This window comes from Streptomyces sp. SID8374 (genome assembly GCF_009865135.1).
GTDB lineage: Bacteria > Actinomycetota > Actinomycetes > Streptomycetales > Streptomycetaceae > Streptomyces.
Genome location: NZ_WWGH01000001.1, coordinates 3572262 through 3587841, shown reverse-complemented (window position 1 = coordinate 3587841; position 15580 = coordinate 3572262). Strand labels below are relative to the sequence as shown.

The following is a 15580-nucleotide window of genomic DNA, read 5'->3' as shown; positions in this document are numbered from 1 at the left end:
CTGCGACCTAGCGTCTAGCAGCCCACCTGTGCAAACCCCGGAAACCCGCCTAACGAAGGGATGTGAGCCCCTCGTGGCGCTCGCTAGCCTCCTCATCCTCCTCAACGCCGCCGGTTACGCAGTGTTGTGCGCGGTGAAGCCGTTCGCCCCGTGCCGGAAGTGCTCCGGCATTGGCGTCCGCACCCGCCGCCGCACCGTCACCCTCTGCCGCCGCTGCCACGGAACCCGCGCCCGACTCCGCATCGGGCGACGGCTGCTGAACGACAGCCGCACCATCCACGCGGCCGGCACTCGCCCCCGCGCCATCGACCGGAAGGCCACCCCATGGCAGTGACCCTCTCCCTCGTCGCCCTCTTCGGACTCGTCCTGTTCTTCCTGCTGCGCTCCGGCAGCCTCACCCCCGGCGCCGCGTTCACCGCCGCCGGGTTCGGGTTCTTCCTCGCCTCCACCGGAGCCGCCGGACCCATCAACGAGATGGCCGCCGCCCTCGTCGACGCCCTCCCCAACATCTGAGGAGCACCCCGTGCGACTGCGCCTCCAGCTCACCGGCTGGGACCGCCGGACCCTGACCCTCACCGACACCCCCCGCCCCGACTGCCCCCGCTGCGGGGGCGAGGGGGGCCACGCCTGCGACTACGGCGACCACGAAGGGGAGTACGCCGGCACTGAGTGGAACTCCTGCACCTGCTGGGACGAAACCCGCCGCTGGACCCTGCTCCCCCTGCCACGCATGCCCCGCCGACGCAGGGCCGACCGCGACCCGTGGAGCAACGAACCGCCCTTCTGACACAGCCAAGGGCGGCCCCTCTCTCGCCAAAGAACCGGGGCCGCCCTTGTCTGCCAGCGTTTCTCACAGAACTGGAGACACCAGCATGACCCAACACGCCCCCATCCGGCGAGACCACACCCGTCGGCCGCGCTTACTCGACCTGTTCTGCTGCCAGGGCGGCGCGGCCAAGGGCTACGCCGATGCTGGGTTCGACGTGACCGGCGTCGACACCGCACCGCAGCCCCGCTACCCGTTCCCGTTCGTCCAGGCCGACGCCATCGCCTACGTGCTGGAGCACGGCGGGGAGTTCGACGTCATCCATGCGTCGCCGCCGTGCCAGCACGACAGCGACTGCCAGCGCCTCCAGGGCAACACCCACCCCGACCTCATCGCCCCCACGCGCGCCGCCCTCCAGGCAACCGGGCGGCCGTGGGTGCTGGAGAACGTACGCGGGGCCCTGCCGAAGCTGGAGCGGCCCGTGATGCTGTGCGGGCCCATGTTCGGGGTGGAGACCTACCGGCACCGGTACTTCGAGACCGGCGGCAGGCTCGCCCTCCACCAGCCCCACCACCCCGCTCACACCGTGCCGCAGGCGAAGATGGGCCGCCCCATCCCGCCCGGCCATTACGGCCAGTTCGTTGGCAACTTCTCCGGCGTCCAGCACGCCCGCGACGTCATGGGCGTGCCCTGGATGAACCGCGACGGCATCCGCGAATGCGTCCCGCCGGCCTACACCCAGTGGATCGGCACCACCGCCCGCACCCTGCTGGCCGCGACCGGGCTGGAGGTGGCCGCGTGAGCGCCCACCTGAGCACCGCCCTGGATCTGGCGTCCCGAGGTGTTCCGGTGCTGCCGTTGCGGGCGGGGAAGGTCCCGTTCGGGAACTGCCCGGCCTGCCGGGACAACGCCTGCGGCGGCCGGCCGAACATGAAGACCCCTGGCCCGTGCGACTGCCCGCGCCCCTGCCATGCATGGGCCGCAGCCAGCAACGACCCTGCCGTCATCACCGGCCCTGCATGGGCGCCTGCTTGGAAGCAGGTGGCGGCCGTGGCTTACCACCCTGGGGGAATCGGGCTCACCGTCGTCGACCTGGACCACGCCGACGCGGTCGCGTGGGCCCGCCGGACACTCCCCGCCACGCGGATCGTGCCGACCACGCGGGGCGAGCACTGGATCTACCGGGGGGCGATGTCGTCCGCGAACGCGGTCCGGGATGGGGTCGACGTCAAGTCGACCATGGTCTACGCCCGGTGGCTCGGAGCGGGCACCGGCACGATGACGGTTCTGCCCGACGTGGTGCGGTCCCTGGTCGTCAAGAAGCCGTCGCCCGTACGGCCCGTCACCGCGCCCGTACCGGCCGGGGGCGGGGAGTGCCGCCACCGCACCTCCGCCTACCTGGAGCGCGGTATCGCTATGGCGGAACAGCGCATCACCGCTGCCACGAGCGGCGTCCACGCCACGGTGTACCGGACGTTCCTCGCCGTGCTGTCCGCACACGGCCGGTGCGGGTGCCTCACCGACACCCACGCCGCCCGGCTGTTCGCCGCCGCGCAGACCAAAGGCGAGAGCGCCCGGCACTGCACCGACGCCTGGTCCAACGCCCGAACCGCTCTGGGGATGTGAGTCATGTCCGAGGACGAGAAGAACCCGGCGCGTGAGGTGATCAGCGACTACGCGCAGTCCCACTTCCGGTACTTCCGCACCGCCGACGGCACCGTCTACGCGCAGAAGAACGGCCATCCCGTGGCCCGTCCGATCCGCTCCCAGGGCACGACGGGAAGCCACCGGCAGGAACTCATGGTCGGCATGTTCAAGGACGGGGTCGGCGTCTTCAACGGCACCGCGCTCAAGGAGGCGCTGGACCTGATCGAGGCGCTGGCGATGACCGAGACCACTCAGGCCGTGCACATCCGCGTCGCCCCCGGCTTCGACGGAGCCACCTGGCTGGACCTCGGTCGCGCGGATGGGCAGTCGGTCCGTATCCACCCCAACGGGTGGGAGATCACCGTGCCGGACCCGCGTGAGGTGTGCTGGCGACGTACTCAGCTCACCGGGGAACTCCCCCTGCCGGCCAAGGACACCGACGGCAAGGGCATCGACCTGCTGATGCGGCTGTGCAACTTCGCCAACGCCGAAACCGAGTGCCTGGCCATCGCGTGGCTGATCGGATGCCTGGGGCCGGGCGTGCCCGTCCCGGCCCCGTTCCTCACCGGCCCGCAGGGCGCGGGGAAGTCGACCGGGGGACGGATGCTGGTGCGGATCGTGGAGGGCATGAGCGGGGACCTGCGGCGGGCGCCGAAGGACGAGGAGAACCTGATCGCGGCCGTGGCCGCCGGATGGGTCACCGCCCTGGACAACCTCTCCCACATGACGCCGGACCTGTCCGACGCCATGTGCTGCATCGTCACCGGAGCCGAGTCCGTGAAGCGGGCGCTGTTCACGGACGGGGACGTGCACCGGGCCCGCTACCGCCGGCCGCTTCTCCTGACCGGGATCGATGTCGGGGTCATCCGCCCGGACCTCGCGGAGCGGCTGCTGCCGCTGCGGCTGGAGCGGCCCACAGTCCGGCGGACCGAGGCGGAGTTGTGGGCGGAGTACGAGGAGGTGCTGCCCGTGGTCCTCGGGTCGCTCCTGGATCTCACGGTCAAGGTACGGGCCGCCGTGGCGGAGACCCCGACGGATCTGCGGATGGCGGACTTCGCCCACCTCTGCGCCCAACTCGACGTCGCCACCGGGCTCGGAGCGCTGCCCGCGTACCGGGCGAGCCTGGACGACCTGAACGACGACGTCATCGAAGGCGACCTGTTGGCGCAGACCGTCCTTCAGCACGCCGACACCCTCGACCCTGGTGGCGAGCAGCGAATGACGTCCACCGAGTGGCTGAACGCCCTGAGTCGCCTCTACAGCGGCGAGGAGCTACGGCCCCTGCCTAAAGGGTGGCCGACCACGGGCAAAGTCCTCTCCGACCGACTCAAGCGCCTTCAACCCACCCTCGCCGCCCGGGGCGTTCTCATCGACAGCGGACGCACCAAAGCGGGCCGCTACCTCGAAATGGCCCGCAAGGTCGCACCCCCGCCCCCCGAGCAGCCGGAGCAGGCCGCAGCGTTCTGACCGCACCACCGGTTATCCGAACAGCAAGAGGAGCACGCCGCGCCGGGTGCTCTTCTTGCTGTTCGGCGGAACGCCGGCCAGAGGTCGTGCCCGAAGGGCCCCTCACTTCGCCTGAGGGATCACTGCCACTACTACAGACACCCTTCTCTTTTTCCTAAGTAGGGAAGGTCTGCGTCACCTGCGTCACCACGGACAGAAAACGGCCCCTGAGCAGCGCAGACAGGGGTGACGCAGACGGCGAATCCTGCGTCACCCCTGCGTCACCCGCGTCACCCCCGCGTCATCCGGTGACGCAGAAGGTGACGCACGGGTGACGCACACCCGATCCGCTGCGTCACCCAAAACCGCAGGTCAAAGCCCCGGATGACGCGGGTGACGTGGTGACGCAGAAATCCACACCTCGGACAACCACGCCGCCAGCCTCACCGACAGGAGAGATCCAGTGCCGCACCTTCACGTAGCCGCACCTGATGCGGCAGACGACCCGACCCTGATCCTGCTCACCGTCGAAGAAGCAGCACGTCGACTTCGCGTCGGCCGAACCACCTGCTTCGCCCTCATCCGCTCCGGAGCACTGGAGTCGCTGACGATCGGCAGCCTCCGCCGCGTACCCGCCGACGCCCCGGCCGCGTACCTCGCACGCCGCCGCGCCGAACAACAAGCCGCCTGACCTCTCCCACAACCACGGGACGCCACCCCCACCGGGTGGCGTCCCGTTCTCACACTCACCCCGAAGGAGTCCGCCCGTGGCGGAAGAGAAGAAGCGCACGCGCCGGGCGAACGGCGAAACCGCCATCTATTTCGGTAAGGACGGTCGTTGGCACGCTCGGGTGCCGATGGGCTACAAGGACAACGGCGAGCCCTACCGCAGGCACATCACCCGCCCCGACGAAGGCGCGCTGAAGGCCGAGGTGCAACGACTGGAGAAGCAGCGCGACCAGGGAACCGCACAGCAGCCCGGCAAACTGTGGACAGTCGAGAAGTGGCTGTGGCACTGGGTCGAGAACATCGCCAAGGACGTCGTCAGCGAGAACACCTACGACGGGTACGAGGTCGCGGTTCGCGTGCACCTCGTACCCGGCATCGGTAAGCATCGCATCGACCGCCTGGAGCCGGAGCACCTGGAGAGCCTGTACCGCCGGATGCAGAAGAACGGCAGTAAGGCAGCCACCGCCCACCAGGCCCACCGGACCGCCCGTACTGCCTTCGGTGAGGCGGTGCGCCGTGGCCATGCCGCGAAGAATGCCGCCGCCCTGGCCAAGCCCCCACGGGTGGAGGAGCCGGAGGAGGAGATCGAGCCCTACTCGGTCGAGGAGGTGCAGAGCCTGCTGATCGAGGTGAACAAGCGCCGCAACAGTGCTCGTTGGATGCTGGCGCTGGCCCTCGGTCTGCGGCAGGGGGAGACACTGGGGCTGCGTTGGGTCGATGTGGACCTGGACCACGAGTACCTGAAGCTGCGCCGGAACCGGCTGCGCCCCAAGTACGAGCACGGGTGCAAGGAGGCAGCCCCCTGCGGCAGGAAGGCCGGCTACTGCCCCGACCGCAAGCAGGTGCGGCGCGAGACGAAGAACACCAAGTCGCGCGCCGGCCGCCGAGCCGTTCCCCTGCCGGGCCCCCTGGTCGTGATGCTGCGCAAGCACAAAGAGGTCCAGGCGCGGGAGCGCAAGACCGCCAGCAACCTGTGGACCGAGTCCGACTACGTGTTCACGAAGCCGCTCGGTGGGCCGCTCAGCCCGAACACCGACTACCACGACTGGAAGAAGCTGCTGGAGGACGCCGGGGTACGTGACGCGCGGCTGCATGACGCCCGTCACACCGCCGCCACCGTCCTCATGCTGCTCGGCATCCCGGACCGTGTGATCGACCAGATCATGGGCTGGGAGGCAGGCACGTCCTCGCGCATGCGCGCACGGTACCTGCACGTGCCCGACGTCATGCTGAAAGAGGTGGCGCAGAAACTCGCGGACGCCATCTGGGGGCCGGCGCCGAGCGTCCTTGTGGACAAAGACCAGAACAACGAGGGCTGAGACAACGCCGAAGGGCCCCACCGCGAACGGTGGGGCCCTTCAACGTATTGCCCGGTGAGAGCAATGGCGGAGGATACGAGATTCGAACTCGTGAGGGGTTGCCCCCAACACGCTTTCCAAGCGTGCGCCCTAGGCCACTAGGCGAATCCTCCGCCGCAAACAATACAAGACGTTGGAGGGTGCTCGCGAACACGTTCGCCGGAGATCGTCCCCGGAGGGCGTGCAGGTCGTTCGGCGGGCGAGCGGGTGGGCGGGTGGGTGGACCGGAGGCGGTGGGGATCCGCTAAGGTGGGCGTCAGCCCCTCACGTGGCGCTATCTGACTGAACTCCCCCAGGGCCGGAAGGCAGCAAGGGTAGGTTGGCTCTGGCGGGTGCGTGGGGGGCCCTTCGCGTTCCGGGGCCGGAGTGCGGGGACCCTTGATCGGTGCCGTCCGAGCTGGGGTGGGAGGGTCCGCGTGGGCCGTGTGGGGTTGGTTGTCAGTCCGCCCCGATAACCTCGTAGATGTGTCGTCCCTTGCGCTGTACCGCCGCTACCGCCCCGAGTCGTTCGCCGAGGTCATCGGTCAGGAGCATGTCACTGACCCGCTCCAGCAGGCCCTGCGGAACAACCGGGTCAATCACGCGTACCTGTTCAGCGGGCCGCGTGGCTGTGGAAAGACGACCAGTGCGCGCATCCTCGCCCGCTGTCTGAACTGCGAGCAGGGGCCCACGCCGACCCCGTGCGGGGAGTGCCAGTCCTGCCGGGACCTCGCGCGCAACGGGCCGGGGTCCATCGATGTCATCGAGATCGACGCCGCCTCGCACGGTGGTGTGGACGACGCCCGTGATCTGCGCGAGAAGGCGTTCTTCGGGCCCGCCTCCAGTCGTTACAAGATCTACATCATCGACGAGGCCCACATGGTCACCCCAGCAGGGTTCAACGCCCTGCTGAAGGTGGTCGAGGAGCCGCCGGAGCACCTCAAGTTCATCTTCGCGACCACCGAGCCCGAGAAGGTCATCGGGACGATCCGGTCGCGTACGCACCACTATCCGTTCCGGCTCGTTCCTCCCGGGACCCTGCGCAGCTATCTCGCCGATGTCTGCGGGCGGGAGAACAGCCCCGTCGAGGACGGCGTCCTGCCGCTCGTCGTGCGGGCCGGGGCCGGGTCCGTGCGTGACTCCATGTCCGTCATGGACCAGCTGCTGGCCGGTGCGGGCGACGACGGTGTGACGTACGCCATGGCCACCTCGCTCCTGGGGTACACGGACGGCTCGCTCCTCGACTCGATCATCGACGCCTTCGCCGCCGGTGACGGGGCCGCCGCCTTCGAGGTCGTCGACCGGGTCATCGAGGGCGGCAACGATCCCCGTCGGTTCGTGGCCGATCTGCTGGAGCGGCTGCGCGATCTGGTGATCCTCGCCGCCGTGCCCGACGCCGGGGAGAAGGGGCTCATCGACGCCCCCGCCGATGTCGTGGAGCGTATGCAGGCCCAGGCCTCCGTCTTCGGTGCCGCCGAGCTCAGCCGCGCCGCCGACCTGGTCAACGACGGGCTCACCGAGATGCGCGGCGCCACCTCGCCGCGCCTCCAGGTGGAGCTGATCTGCGCCCGGGTCCTGCTCCCCGCCGCCTTCGACGACGAGCGGTCCATGCAGGCCCGGCTGGACCGGCTGGAGCGCGGTGCGTCCGCCGCCGCTGCCGCCTCGTTCGCGGCGCCGCCCGCCGCCGCGGTTCCCATGGGGTACGTCCCCGGGACCGAGGCCCATGCCCCGCAGGCCCACGCCCCCCAGGCCGCACCCGCAGCTCCCGCAGGTCCGGATGCCGCGCGTGCTGCCGTACGGGGAGAGGCGCCGGCCCCCGCCCCTGCCGCCTACGCGCCGCCCGCCGCCGAGCCCGTCGCACCGCAGCCCCCCGCCGAAGCCCCGGCCCCCGCCCAGCGGCCCGGGTCCTGGCCCACCGCCGCCACAGGTGGCGAGCAGACCCGGCGCCCCGGCGGCTGGCCCACCGCGTCCGCCCCCGGCAGCGGCCCCGCCGCCCCGGCCCCCGCCGCACCCGCACCGGCCGCCCCCGCCCCGGCGGCCCCCTCCGCACCCGCCGCCCCGGCAGCGGGCGGCCCGGGCATGGCCCAGGGCGCCGGGCAGGTCCAGAGCATGTGGCCCGACATCCTGGAGGCGGTGAAGAACCGGCGCCGCTTCACCTGGATCCTGCTCAGCCAGAACGCCCAGGTGACCGGGTTCGACGGGACCACCCTCCAGCTCGGCTTCATCAACGCGGGCGCCCGGGACAACTTCGCCAGCAGCGGCAGCGAGGAAGTCCTCAAGCAGGCCCTCGCCGAGCGGTTCAACGCCCAGTGGCGGGTCGAAGCGGTCGTCGACACCTCCGGCGGCGGTGCCCCGCTCCCGCCCCCCGCCGGCGGACGCCCCCCGGCCCCGCAGTACACGCCCGCCCCGGCCCCTTCACCCGCCGCCCCGACCCCGACGGTGTACGAAGGCACCCCGGCGCACGCCCCCCAGCAGCACAGCCAGCCCTACAACCCGCAGCAGTCCCAGCAGCCCCCGCAGAGCGCCGCCCCGGCCTCCTCCGGGCAGCAGCAGTCGTCGCAGTCCCACCAGGCCCAGCAGAGCCGGGGCACGGCCCCCTCCGCCCCCGAGCCCTCCCACGGCGGGTACGCCTCGGAGCCGCCGCGCTCCGTCGCCCCCGAGGACGACACCGCGGAGGCCGACGATCCGGATCTCGTCGACTCCGCCCTCTCCGGCCACGAGCTGATCGTCCGCGAGCTGGGCGCCACCGTGGTGGAGGAGTTCACCAACGAGCAGTGAGGCCGACGAGCAGCAAGATGACCGGGCCGCCGAGCAGCAGGACGCCCCGACCGACGAGCGGCAAAGCGCCCCGAGACCCAGCAGCCCCAGCTGTCCACGGACCGGCGCCCGTCCGGCCCCTTCCGCCCCGGCGGCTAGGCTGCACCCCGTGAAGGTCCTCGTCATCGGCGGCGGCGCCCGCGAACACGCCCTGTGCCGCTCTCTGTCCCTCGACCCCGATGTCACCGCTCTGTACTGCGCCCCCGGCAACGCCGGCATCGCAGAGGTGGCCGAACTGCACCCGGTCGACGCCCTCGACGGTGACGCCGTCGCGCGCCTCGCGACCGAGCTGGGCGCCGGGCTGGTGGTCGTCGGCCCGGAGGCGCCGCTCGTCGCCGGGGTCGCCGACGCCGTGCGCGCGGCCGGCATCCCGTGCTTCGGCCCCTCCGGCGAAGCCGCCCAGCTGGAAGGCTCCAAGGCGTTCGCCAAGGACGTCATGGCCGGGGCCGGGGTCCCCACCGCCCGCAGCTACGTCTGCACCACCCCCGCGGAGATCGACGAGGCCCTCGACGCCTTCGGCGCTCCGTACGTCGTCAAGGACGACGGCCTCGCGGCGGGCAAGGGCGTCGTCGTCACCGACGACCTCGCCGCCGCCCGCGACCACGCCCTCTCCTGCGACCGCGTGGTCATCGAGGAGTTCCTCGACGGCCCCGAGGTCAGCCTCTTCGCCATTACCGACGGCACCACCGTGCTGCCGCTCCAGCCCGCCCAGGACTTCAAGCGCGCCCTGGACGGCGACGAGGGCCCGAACACCGGCGGCATGGGCGCCTACTCCCCGCTCCCGTGGGCCGACCCCAAGCTGGTCGACGAGGTCCTCGAAACCGTCCTCCAGCCGACCGTCGACGAGCTCCGCCGCCGAGGCACGCCCTTCTCCGGGCTGCTCTACGCGGGCCTCGCGATCACCTCGCGCGGGGTGCGGGTCATCGAGTTCAACGCCCGCTTCGGCGACCCCGAGACCCAGGTCGTGCTGGCCCGGCTCCGTACGCCGCTGGCCGCCGTCCTCCTCGCCTCCGCCAACGGCACCCTGGACGTGCTCCCGCCGCTGGCCTGGCGCGACGACGCGGCGGTCACCGTCGTGATCGCCTCGCACAACTACCCGGGCACCCCGCGCACCGGCGACCCGATCGACGGGCTCGCCGATGTCGCGGCGCAGGATGCGCCCGATGCGTACGTCCTGCACGCCGGGACCCGTACGGAAGGCGGCGCCGTCGTCAGCGCGGGCGGCCGGGTCCTCTCGGTGACCGCGACCGGCAAGGACCTCGCCGCGGCCCGTGAGCGCGCCTACACCGCGCTCGGCCGCATCCGCCTCGACGGCTCCCAGCACCGGACGGACATCGCCCTGAAGGCCGCCGGAGCCTGATCCGCCGGGCACCCGCCCGCCCCCGCATCACGGGCAGCCCCTCCCACCCCCTCCGTACGCCACCGGCGTACGCGGGCGGCGCGAGGGGCTGCCGTACGTGGGGGTGGCCGCCCCAGCCCTGCCCTACGGACGCGGACACGTCAGCAGCTTTGCCCAAAGCCATTCCATCGGGTGACGACTGGGCCAGACGGATGACGCCCGCCGAGGCCCCAACTAGGGTGCGGCGCAAGCGTTCCGGCACTTGGCCCACCGGCATTGCGATGTCAGTGACGGGTGCCACAGTGGGGGAGTGAGCAACCGTCGCGGGGCAGAGGGGGTGACATCCGGCCGTGTCCGGTATCGACGTGGGTGAGGAGCTGGGTGCGCGGGCCGCACAGGCCCGAGCGCTCGCCCTGCTGCGGATCCGCAGCAGGGCGCTGGCCGTGGTGATCACGCCCGCGGCCGTGGCGGTCGTGCTGTTCGCCGCGGGCGCGCAGGGGCACCTCGGCGGGCCCGTCTGGGACGGTGTCCGCTGGGCCGTGCTCGGGGTCGCCGTCGTGGTGCTGCTGGTGGCCGCGGCCGTCGCGGTGGCCGTCGCACGGGCCCGGCCCGCCGTGAGCCCGACCGTCCCCGTGGCGGAGGAAGGCGCCCCCGATCTCTACCGGCTGGTCCGGGATCTGGCCGACCGGCTCGGCGTCCCCGCGCCCTCCGCCATAGCGCTGACCCCGGACTGCGACAGCTGGCTGGAGGACCGCACCCACCGCAGCAGCCGCATCCACCGCAGCAGCCGCACCCACCCCAGCAGCGGAGAAGCGGCACCGGAAGCCAAGAACAATGCGGCATCGGAAGCCAGAAACCCCGCCCCCGTCCTCGTCATCGGCTCCCCCTTCCTCTGGTGGATGCGGGTCGCCGAACTCCGCGCCGTCCTCGCCCCCGTCGTGGCGGGCACCGACTCGTCCGCGCACCCCGACATAGCCGCCGCCCGCCGCTTCGTCCGAGGCCTGGACGCCGCCGTGGCCGACGGGGCCGCCCCCGGCCGGGGCGCGCTGCGCGGGGCGCCGGTCACCTTCGCCGGCTGGGTCGCCCGGCTGCTGCTGCGCGCCTGCCGGGAGCACGCCGCCGAGATGGAGCGGTGCGTGGCGGCCACGGCCTCCATGCGCGCCCAGGGCGTCGACTACGCGCTCCGCATCGCCGCCCAGGAGCAGGTCGGCCTCGCCTACGCAGGCTGGGACCGGCTGCTGACCCGGGTCGCGCTGCCCGCCTGGCGGATGGGCCGCTGGCCCTCCCGGCTGGACGCCGGGGTGGTCTCCGCCCTCACCGAGCTCTCCCGCCGGGACCGGCTGGCCGACGGCTTCACCTCGCGGCTCGGCGAGCGCCCCGCCTGCGACCTGCTGGAGGAGCCCGGCATCGCCGACGAGGCCACCTCCCTGCTCGCCGCCCGCCTCTTCCACGGCGGCCCGGCGGAGAGCGGCCCGGACTGGGCACCGGTGGACTGGCAGCAGTATCCGGACGAGGTCGTCGACCGGAAGTGGCGTACGGAGGCGGCCCGGCTGCACCGGGTGCTGGACGCCATGGGCGTGCCCCCGGCCTCCGCCGCCGACCCGGCGGTCCCCACCCTGGCCCGTGTCATGGAGCACCTGGCCGGTCCCGGCGAGCCGGGGGAGGAGCTCGCGGCCGGTATCGGGGCCGCGGTCGCCCGCGACGACGCCCAGGCCCCCGCCCCCGGCCCGGCCCAGCAGGCACCGCCCGGCACCGGCCCGGACCCCCTCGACCTCTGGGGCCCCGACCCGCTCCCCCTCTTCCCGCTCCAGCCGCCGCGTACGGGCACGGAGCTGCTCGCCGACCACGTCGCGGCCATGGTCTGCTGCGCGGCCGTGGACACGGCGGGCGCGGCCCCCGGCCTCGACTGGCTGGACGGCCCCGCGCTGCTCGTCGACGGCGAGCGCCGGGCGGACCTGGCGGTGCCGGTCCTCAGCCTGGTCGAGGACGGCGACCCGGACCCGCTGCGGTCCTGGCTGGCCGAGGTGGGCGTGCGCTCCGACAAGCCCGTACGGCTGGTGTGACCGTGCGGGCCGTCGCCGGTAGCACACGACACGGTCCGGAAGGGAAGGTTCCGTTCACGTCAATTCACGACGAAGGGTGACGGAGTGCGTGCGTTATGTGATGTGCTGGGGATCGGCGCTGACATCGTGCGCGCCTGAGTTGTCCGGGGGACCTGAGGGAGGGGCGCGGCATGGGGGCGGAGCAGATTCGCCGATGGGAGTCGGGCGCCCTCGCGCACGCGGTGAGCGACCCCTTCGGCCAGGGCCCGCTGCCCTGGCTGCGCGGCAGTGAGAACTACTTCGACGACACCGGCCAGGTCGTCCCCTGGTACGCCGACCTCGGCCGGGGCACCGGCGGCGGCACCCGCACCGCCGACGACGTGCACCGCCAGATCAAGGGCTTCGTCTCGCCCGGAGCGGCCGCCCCCGGCGAGGCCATCGACTTCCACATCACCGTCGACCCGCCCCAGCAGTTCTCCGTGGACATCTACCGGATCGGTCATTACGGCGGCGACGGCGCGGCCAAGATCACCACGAGCCCGCGCCTCTCCGGCATCGTCCAGCCGCCGCCGCTGGCCGCCGACCGGACCGTCTCCTGCCACCACTGGTGGATGTCCTGGCGGCTCCAGATCCCCGGCTACTGGTCGGTCGGCGCGTATGTGGCGGTCCTGACGACCGCCGACGGATACCGCTCGCACATTCCGTTCACCGTCCGCCACGACCACCCCGCCGACCTGCTGCTCCTGCTCCCGGACATCACCTGGCAGGCGTACAACCTCTATCCGGAGGACGGCCGCACCGGCGCCAGCCTCTACCACGCGTGGGACGAGAAGGGGCGGCTGCTCGGCGAGGAGGACGCGGCCGTCACGATCTCCTTCGACCGCCCGTACGCCGGGGCGGGCCTGCCGCTGCACGTGGGGCACGCGTACGACTTCATCCGCTGGGCCGAGAGATACGGCTACGACCTCGCCTACGCAGACGCCCGCGACCTGCACGCGGGCCGCATCGACCCCAGCCGCTACCGGGGCCTGGTCTTCCCCGGCCACGACGAATACTGGTCCACCCCCATGCGCCGGGCCGCCGAGCGCGCCCGCGACTCCGGCACCTCGCTCGTCTTCCTCTCCGCCAACACCATGTACTGGCAGGTGGGCCTCGCCCCCTCCGCCTCCGGTATCCCCGACCGCCTGCTGACCTGCCGCAAGCGCCGGGGCCCGGGCAAGTCCGCGCTCTGGCGCGAGGTGGACCGGCCCGAGCAGCAGCTCCTGGGCATCCAGTACGCGGGCCGGGTCCCCGAGCCCAGCCCGCTCGTCGTGCGCAACGCCGAGCACTGGCTCTGGGACGCCACGGGCGCGGCCGACGGCGACGAGGTCCCGGGCCTGGTCGCCGGTGAGGCCGACCGCTACTTCCCCCGTACGAGCCTGCCGGAGCACGACAACCGGATCCTGCTCGCCCACTCCCCGTACCAGGACTCCGAGGGCGCCACCCGCCACCAGGAGACCTCGCTCTACCAGGCCCCCTCCGGCGCGCTCGTCTTCGCCTCCGGCACCTTCGCCTGGTCCCCGGCCCTGGACCGCCCGGGCCACACCGACCCCCGGATCCAGCGGGCGACGGCCAACCTCCTCGACCGCATCTGCAAGCGGGACTGACGATCGCCGGGCGTGTTCACGGACCCGCTCCCGCCGCCGCCCCGCGGATACGGGACAATCGGAACCGCTCCTGGATCAATCTACGCGGAGGCACCGTGTCCGGTTTTGTAGAAAAGCCCGAGCCCGTACAGGTTCCGGGCCTCACCCACCTGCACACCGGCAAGGTGCGTGACCTGTACCGGAACGAGGCGGGCGACCTCGTCATGGTCGCCAGCGACCGTATCTCCGCGTACGACTGGGTCCTGCCCACCGAGATCCCCGACAAGGGCCGCGTCCTCACCAAGCTCTCGCTCTGGTGGTTCGACCAGCTCGCCGACCTGGTGCCCAACCACGTCCTCTCCACCGAGCTGCCCCCCGGCGCCCCGGAGGAGTGGGAGGGCCGCACCCTCATCTGCAAGTCGCTGCGCATGGTCCAGGTCGAGTGCGTGGCCCGCGGCTACCTCACGGGCTCCGGGCTCACCGAGTACAACGCCACCCGTACGGTCTGCGGCATCGGCCTGCCCGAGGGGCTGGTCGACGGCTCCGAGCTGCCCGGCCCGATCTTCACCCCGGCCACCAAGGCGGCCGTCGGCGACCACGACGAGAACGTCAGCTACGAGGAGATCGCCCGCGAGGTCGGCGTGGAGACCGCCGCCGAGCTGCGGCAGACCACCCTCGACGTCTACCGCCGGGCCCGGGACATCGCCCACCAGCGCGGGATCATCTTGGCCGACACCAAGTTCGAGTTCGGCTTCGAGGAGACCGGGACCGGTGGCGAGCGGCTGATCATCGCCGACGAGGTGCTGACGCCCGACTCCTCGCGCTTCTGGCCGGCCGCCACCTGGAAGCCGGGCCGCGCGCAGCCCTCGTACGACAAGCAGTTCGTCCGCGACTGGCTGACCTCGCCGGCCTCCGGCTGGGACCGCGCGAGCGAGCAGCCGCCGCCGGCGCTGCCGCAGGAGATCGTGGACGCGACCCGCGCCAAGTACATCGAGGCGTACGAGGTCCTGACCGGCTCCAACTGGTCGTAAAGGGCAGGCAGTAGGAGGCACGCAGAAGGCCCCGGTCGGTATCGACCGGGGCCTTCTGATCATCTGGAGCGGACGACCAGGTTCGAACTGGCGACCTCAACCTTGGCAAGGTTGCGCTCTACCAACTGAGCTACGTCCGCGCTGCGCCGAAGCGCGATGCTCACTATACCCAACCCCGCTCGCGGGCGAGACGCACCGCCGTGTGCCGGTTCTCCGCCCCGATCTTGGACGCGGCCGAGGACAGGTAGTTGCGGACCGTCCCCTGCGAGAGCGAGGCCCGCTCCGCGATCTCCGCGACCGGCGCCCCGTCCGCCGCCAGTTCGAGGACCTCGGCCTCCCGGGCGGTCAGCGGGGAGTCCCCGGCGGAGATGGCGTCGGCCGCCAACTCCGGGTCGACGTAACGGTTCCCGGCGTGGACGGTACGGATGATCTCGGCGAGCCGCCGGGCGCTGACGGTCTTGGGCACGAACCCGCGCACGCCGGCGGCCAGCGCCCGCTTGAGGTGCCCGGGGCGGCCGTGGCTGGTCACGATCATGGTGCGGCAGCCGGGCAGTTCGCTGCGGAGCGATGTGGCGACCTTCACACCGTCCGCGCCCGGCATCTGGAGGTCCAGGACGGCGACGTCGGGGTGGTGCGCGAGGGCCATCGCGAGCGCCTCGGGGCCGCTCGCCGCCTCCGCGACCACCACGAGGTCGTCCTCCAGGGCGAGCAGCGCGGCCAGCGCACCCCGGATCAGGTGCTCGTCGTCGGCCAGCAGGACCCGCAGGGGCCGGCCGCCGGAGCCTTCGGTGGTCATCGTCC

General features: G+C 72.2%; 14 protein-coding genes, 2 tRNA genes and 1 other RNA gene. 14 read left to right on the top strand and 3 right to left on the bottom strand.

Features of this window, described 5'->3' with window-relative positions; all coding sequences use genetic code 11:
• Window positions 1–73 precede the first annotated feature (73 nt).
• The 8 genes from GTY67_RS15680 to GTY67_RS15645 all read left to right on the top strand — a co-directional run bounded on the left by GTY67_RS15680 (window position 74) and on the right by GTY67_RS15645 (window position 5907).
• Complete coding sequence (locus GTY67_RS15680; RefSeq protein ID WP_161279096.1) at window positions 74–334, top strand: hypothetical protein; 261 nt, start codon at window positions 74–76, stop codon at window positions 332–334.
• Window positions 325–513: a hypothetical protein gene (locus tag GTY67_RS15675; protein ID WP_161279095.1), complete on the top strand. Its 189-nt coding sequence runs from the start codon at window positions 325–327 to the stop codon at window positions 511–513. The genes GTY67_RS15680 and GTY67_RS15675 overlap by 10 nt, the downstream gene beginning before the upstream one ends.
• 10 nt (window positions 514–523) lie before the next feature.
• Window positions 524–787, top strand: a complete 264-nt coding sequence (locus GTY67_RS15670) for a hypothetical protein (RefSeq protein ID WP_161279094.1) — start codon at window positions 524–526, stop codon at window positions 785–787.
• An 85-nt stretch (window positions 788–872) separates the two neighbouring features.
• Entirely contained in the window at window positions 873–1568 is a 696-nt protein-coding gene (locus tag GTY67_RS15665; RefSeq protein WP_161279093.1) for a DNA cytosine methyltransferase, read from the top strand.
• Window positions 1565–2392 carry a bifunctional DNA primase/polymerase gene (locus GTY67_RS15660; protein ID WP_161279092.1) on the top strand — a complete coding sequence of 276 codons (828 nt, stop codon included), beginning with the start codon at window positions 1565–1567 and terminating at the stop codon, window positions 2390–2392. Before GTY67_RS15665 ends, GTY67_RS15660 begins: the two co-directional genes overlap by 4 nt.
• A gap of 3 nt (window positions 2393–2395) precedes the next feature.
• On the top strand, window positions 2396–3880 hold the full coding sequence (locus tag GTY67_RS15655) for an ATP-binding protein (RefSeq protein ID WP_161279091.1): 1485 nt from the start codon (window positions 2396–2398) through the stop codon (window positions 3878–3880).
• 442 nt (window positions 3881–4322) lie between these two features.
• On the top strand, window positions 4323–4550 hold the full coding sequence (locus GTY67_RS15650) for a helix-turn-helix domain-containing protein (protein WP_161279090.1): 228 nt from the start codon (window positions 4323–4325) through the stop codon (window positions 4548–4550).
• Between the two features lie 76 nt (window positions 4551–4626).
• Window positions 4627–5907 (top strand): site-specific integrase, encoded by a 1281-nt coding sequence (locus GTY67_RS15645; protein WP_161279089.1) that lies wholly within the window; start codon window positions 4627–4629, stop codon window positions 5905–5907.
• A 64-nt stretch (window positions 5908–5971) separates the two neighbouring features.
• Here the strand turns inward: GTY67_RS15645 and GTY67_RS15640 are convergent.
• Window positions 5972–6059 (bottom strand) — tRNA-Ser (locus GTY67_RS15640).
• Between the two features lie 143 nt (window positions 6060–6202).
• Between GTY67_RS15640 and ffs the strand changes: the two genes are divergently transcribed.
• From ffs to GTY67_RS15610, 6 genes are all read left to right on the top strand, one after another.
• Window positions 6203–6297: signal recognition particle sRNA small type (gene ffs / locus GTY67_RS15635), an RNA gene on the top strand.
• Between the two features lie 114 nt (window positions 6298–6411).
• Window positions 6412–8703 carry a DNA polymerase III subunit gamma and tau gene (locus tag GTY67_RS15630; protein ID WP_161279088.1) on the top strand — a complete coding sequence of 764 codons (2292 nt, stop codon included), beginning with the start codon at window positions 6412–6414 and terminating at the stop codon, window positions 8701–8703.
• A gap of 148 nt (window positions 8704–8851) precedes the next feature.
• Window positions 8852–10102, top strand: a complete 1251-nt coding sequence (gene purD / locus GTY67_RS15625; protein WP_093693571.1) for a phosphoribosylamine--glycine ligase — start codon at window positions 8852–8854, stop codon at window positions 10100–10102.
• A gap of 329 nt (window positions 10103–10431) precedes the next feature.
• On the top strand, window positions 10432–12144 hold the full coding sequence (locus GTY67_RS15620; RefSeq protein WP_161279087.1) for a hypothetical protein: 1713 nt from the start codon (window positions 10432–10434) through the stop codon (window positions 12142–12144).
• Between the two features lie 170 nt (window positions 12145–12314).
• Window positions 12315–13769 (top strand): N,N-dimethylformamidase beta subunit family domain-containing protein, encoded by a 1455-nt coding sequence (locus GTY67_RS15615; protein WP_093693569.1) that lies wholly within the window; start codon window positions 12315–12317, stop codon window positions 13767–13769.
• 95 nt (window positions 13770–13864) lie between these two features.
• On the top strand, window positions 13865–14779 hold the full coding sequence (locus GTY67_RS15610) for a phosphoribosylaminoimidazolesuccinocarboxamide synthase (RefSeq protein ID WP_161279086.1): 915 nt from the start codon (window positions 13865–13867) through the stop codon (window positions 14777–14779).
• A gap of 64 nt (window positions 14780–14843) precedes the next feature.
• Here GTY67_RS15610 and GTY67_RS15605 read toward each other — a convergent pair.
• Together GTY67_RS15605 and GTY67_RS15600 are read right to left on the bottom strand one after the other, a co-directional pair.
• A tRNA-Gly gene (locus GTY67_RS15605) sits at window positions 14844–14919 on the bottom strand.
• 23 nt (window positions 14920–14942) lie between these two features.
• The gene (locus tag GTY67_RS15600) at window positions 14943–15575 is read right to left on the bottom strand and encodes a response regulator transcription factor (RefSeq protein WP_093693567.1); all 633 of its coding nucleotides are present in this window, start codon (window positions 15573–15575) and stop codon (window positions 14943–14945) included.
• Window positions 15576–15580: the final 5 nt, after the last annotated feature.

Coding starts and splice junctions, on each gene's coding strand:
- GTY67_RS15655 (WP_161279091.1), top strand. CDS start 2,396: ATGTCCGAGGACGAGAAGAACCCGGCGCGTGAGGTGATCAGCGACTAC.
- GTY67_RS15675 (WP_161279095.1), top strand. CDS start 325: ATGGCAGTGACCCTCTCCCTCGTCGCCCTCTTCGGACTCGTCCTGTTC.
- GTY67_RS15600 (WP_093693567.1), bottom strand. CDS start 15,575: ATGACCACCGAAGGCTCCGGCGGCCGGCCCCTGCGGGTCCTGCTGGCC.
- GTY67_RS15615 (WP_093693569.1), top strand. CDS start 12,315: ATGGGGGCGGAGCAGATTCGCCGATGGGAGTCGGGCGCCCTCGCGCAC.
- GTY67_RS15665 (WP_161279093.1), top strand. CDS start 873: ATGACCCAACACGCCCCCATCCGGCGAGACCACACCCGTCGGCCGCGC.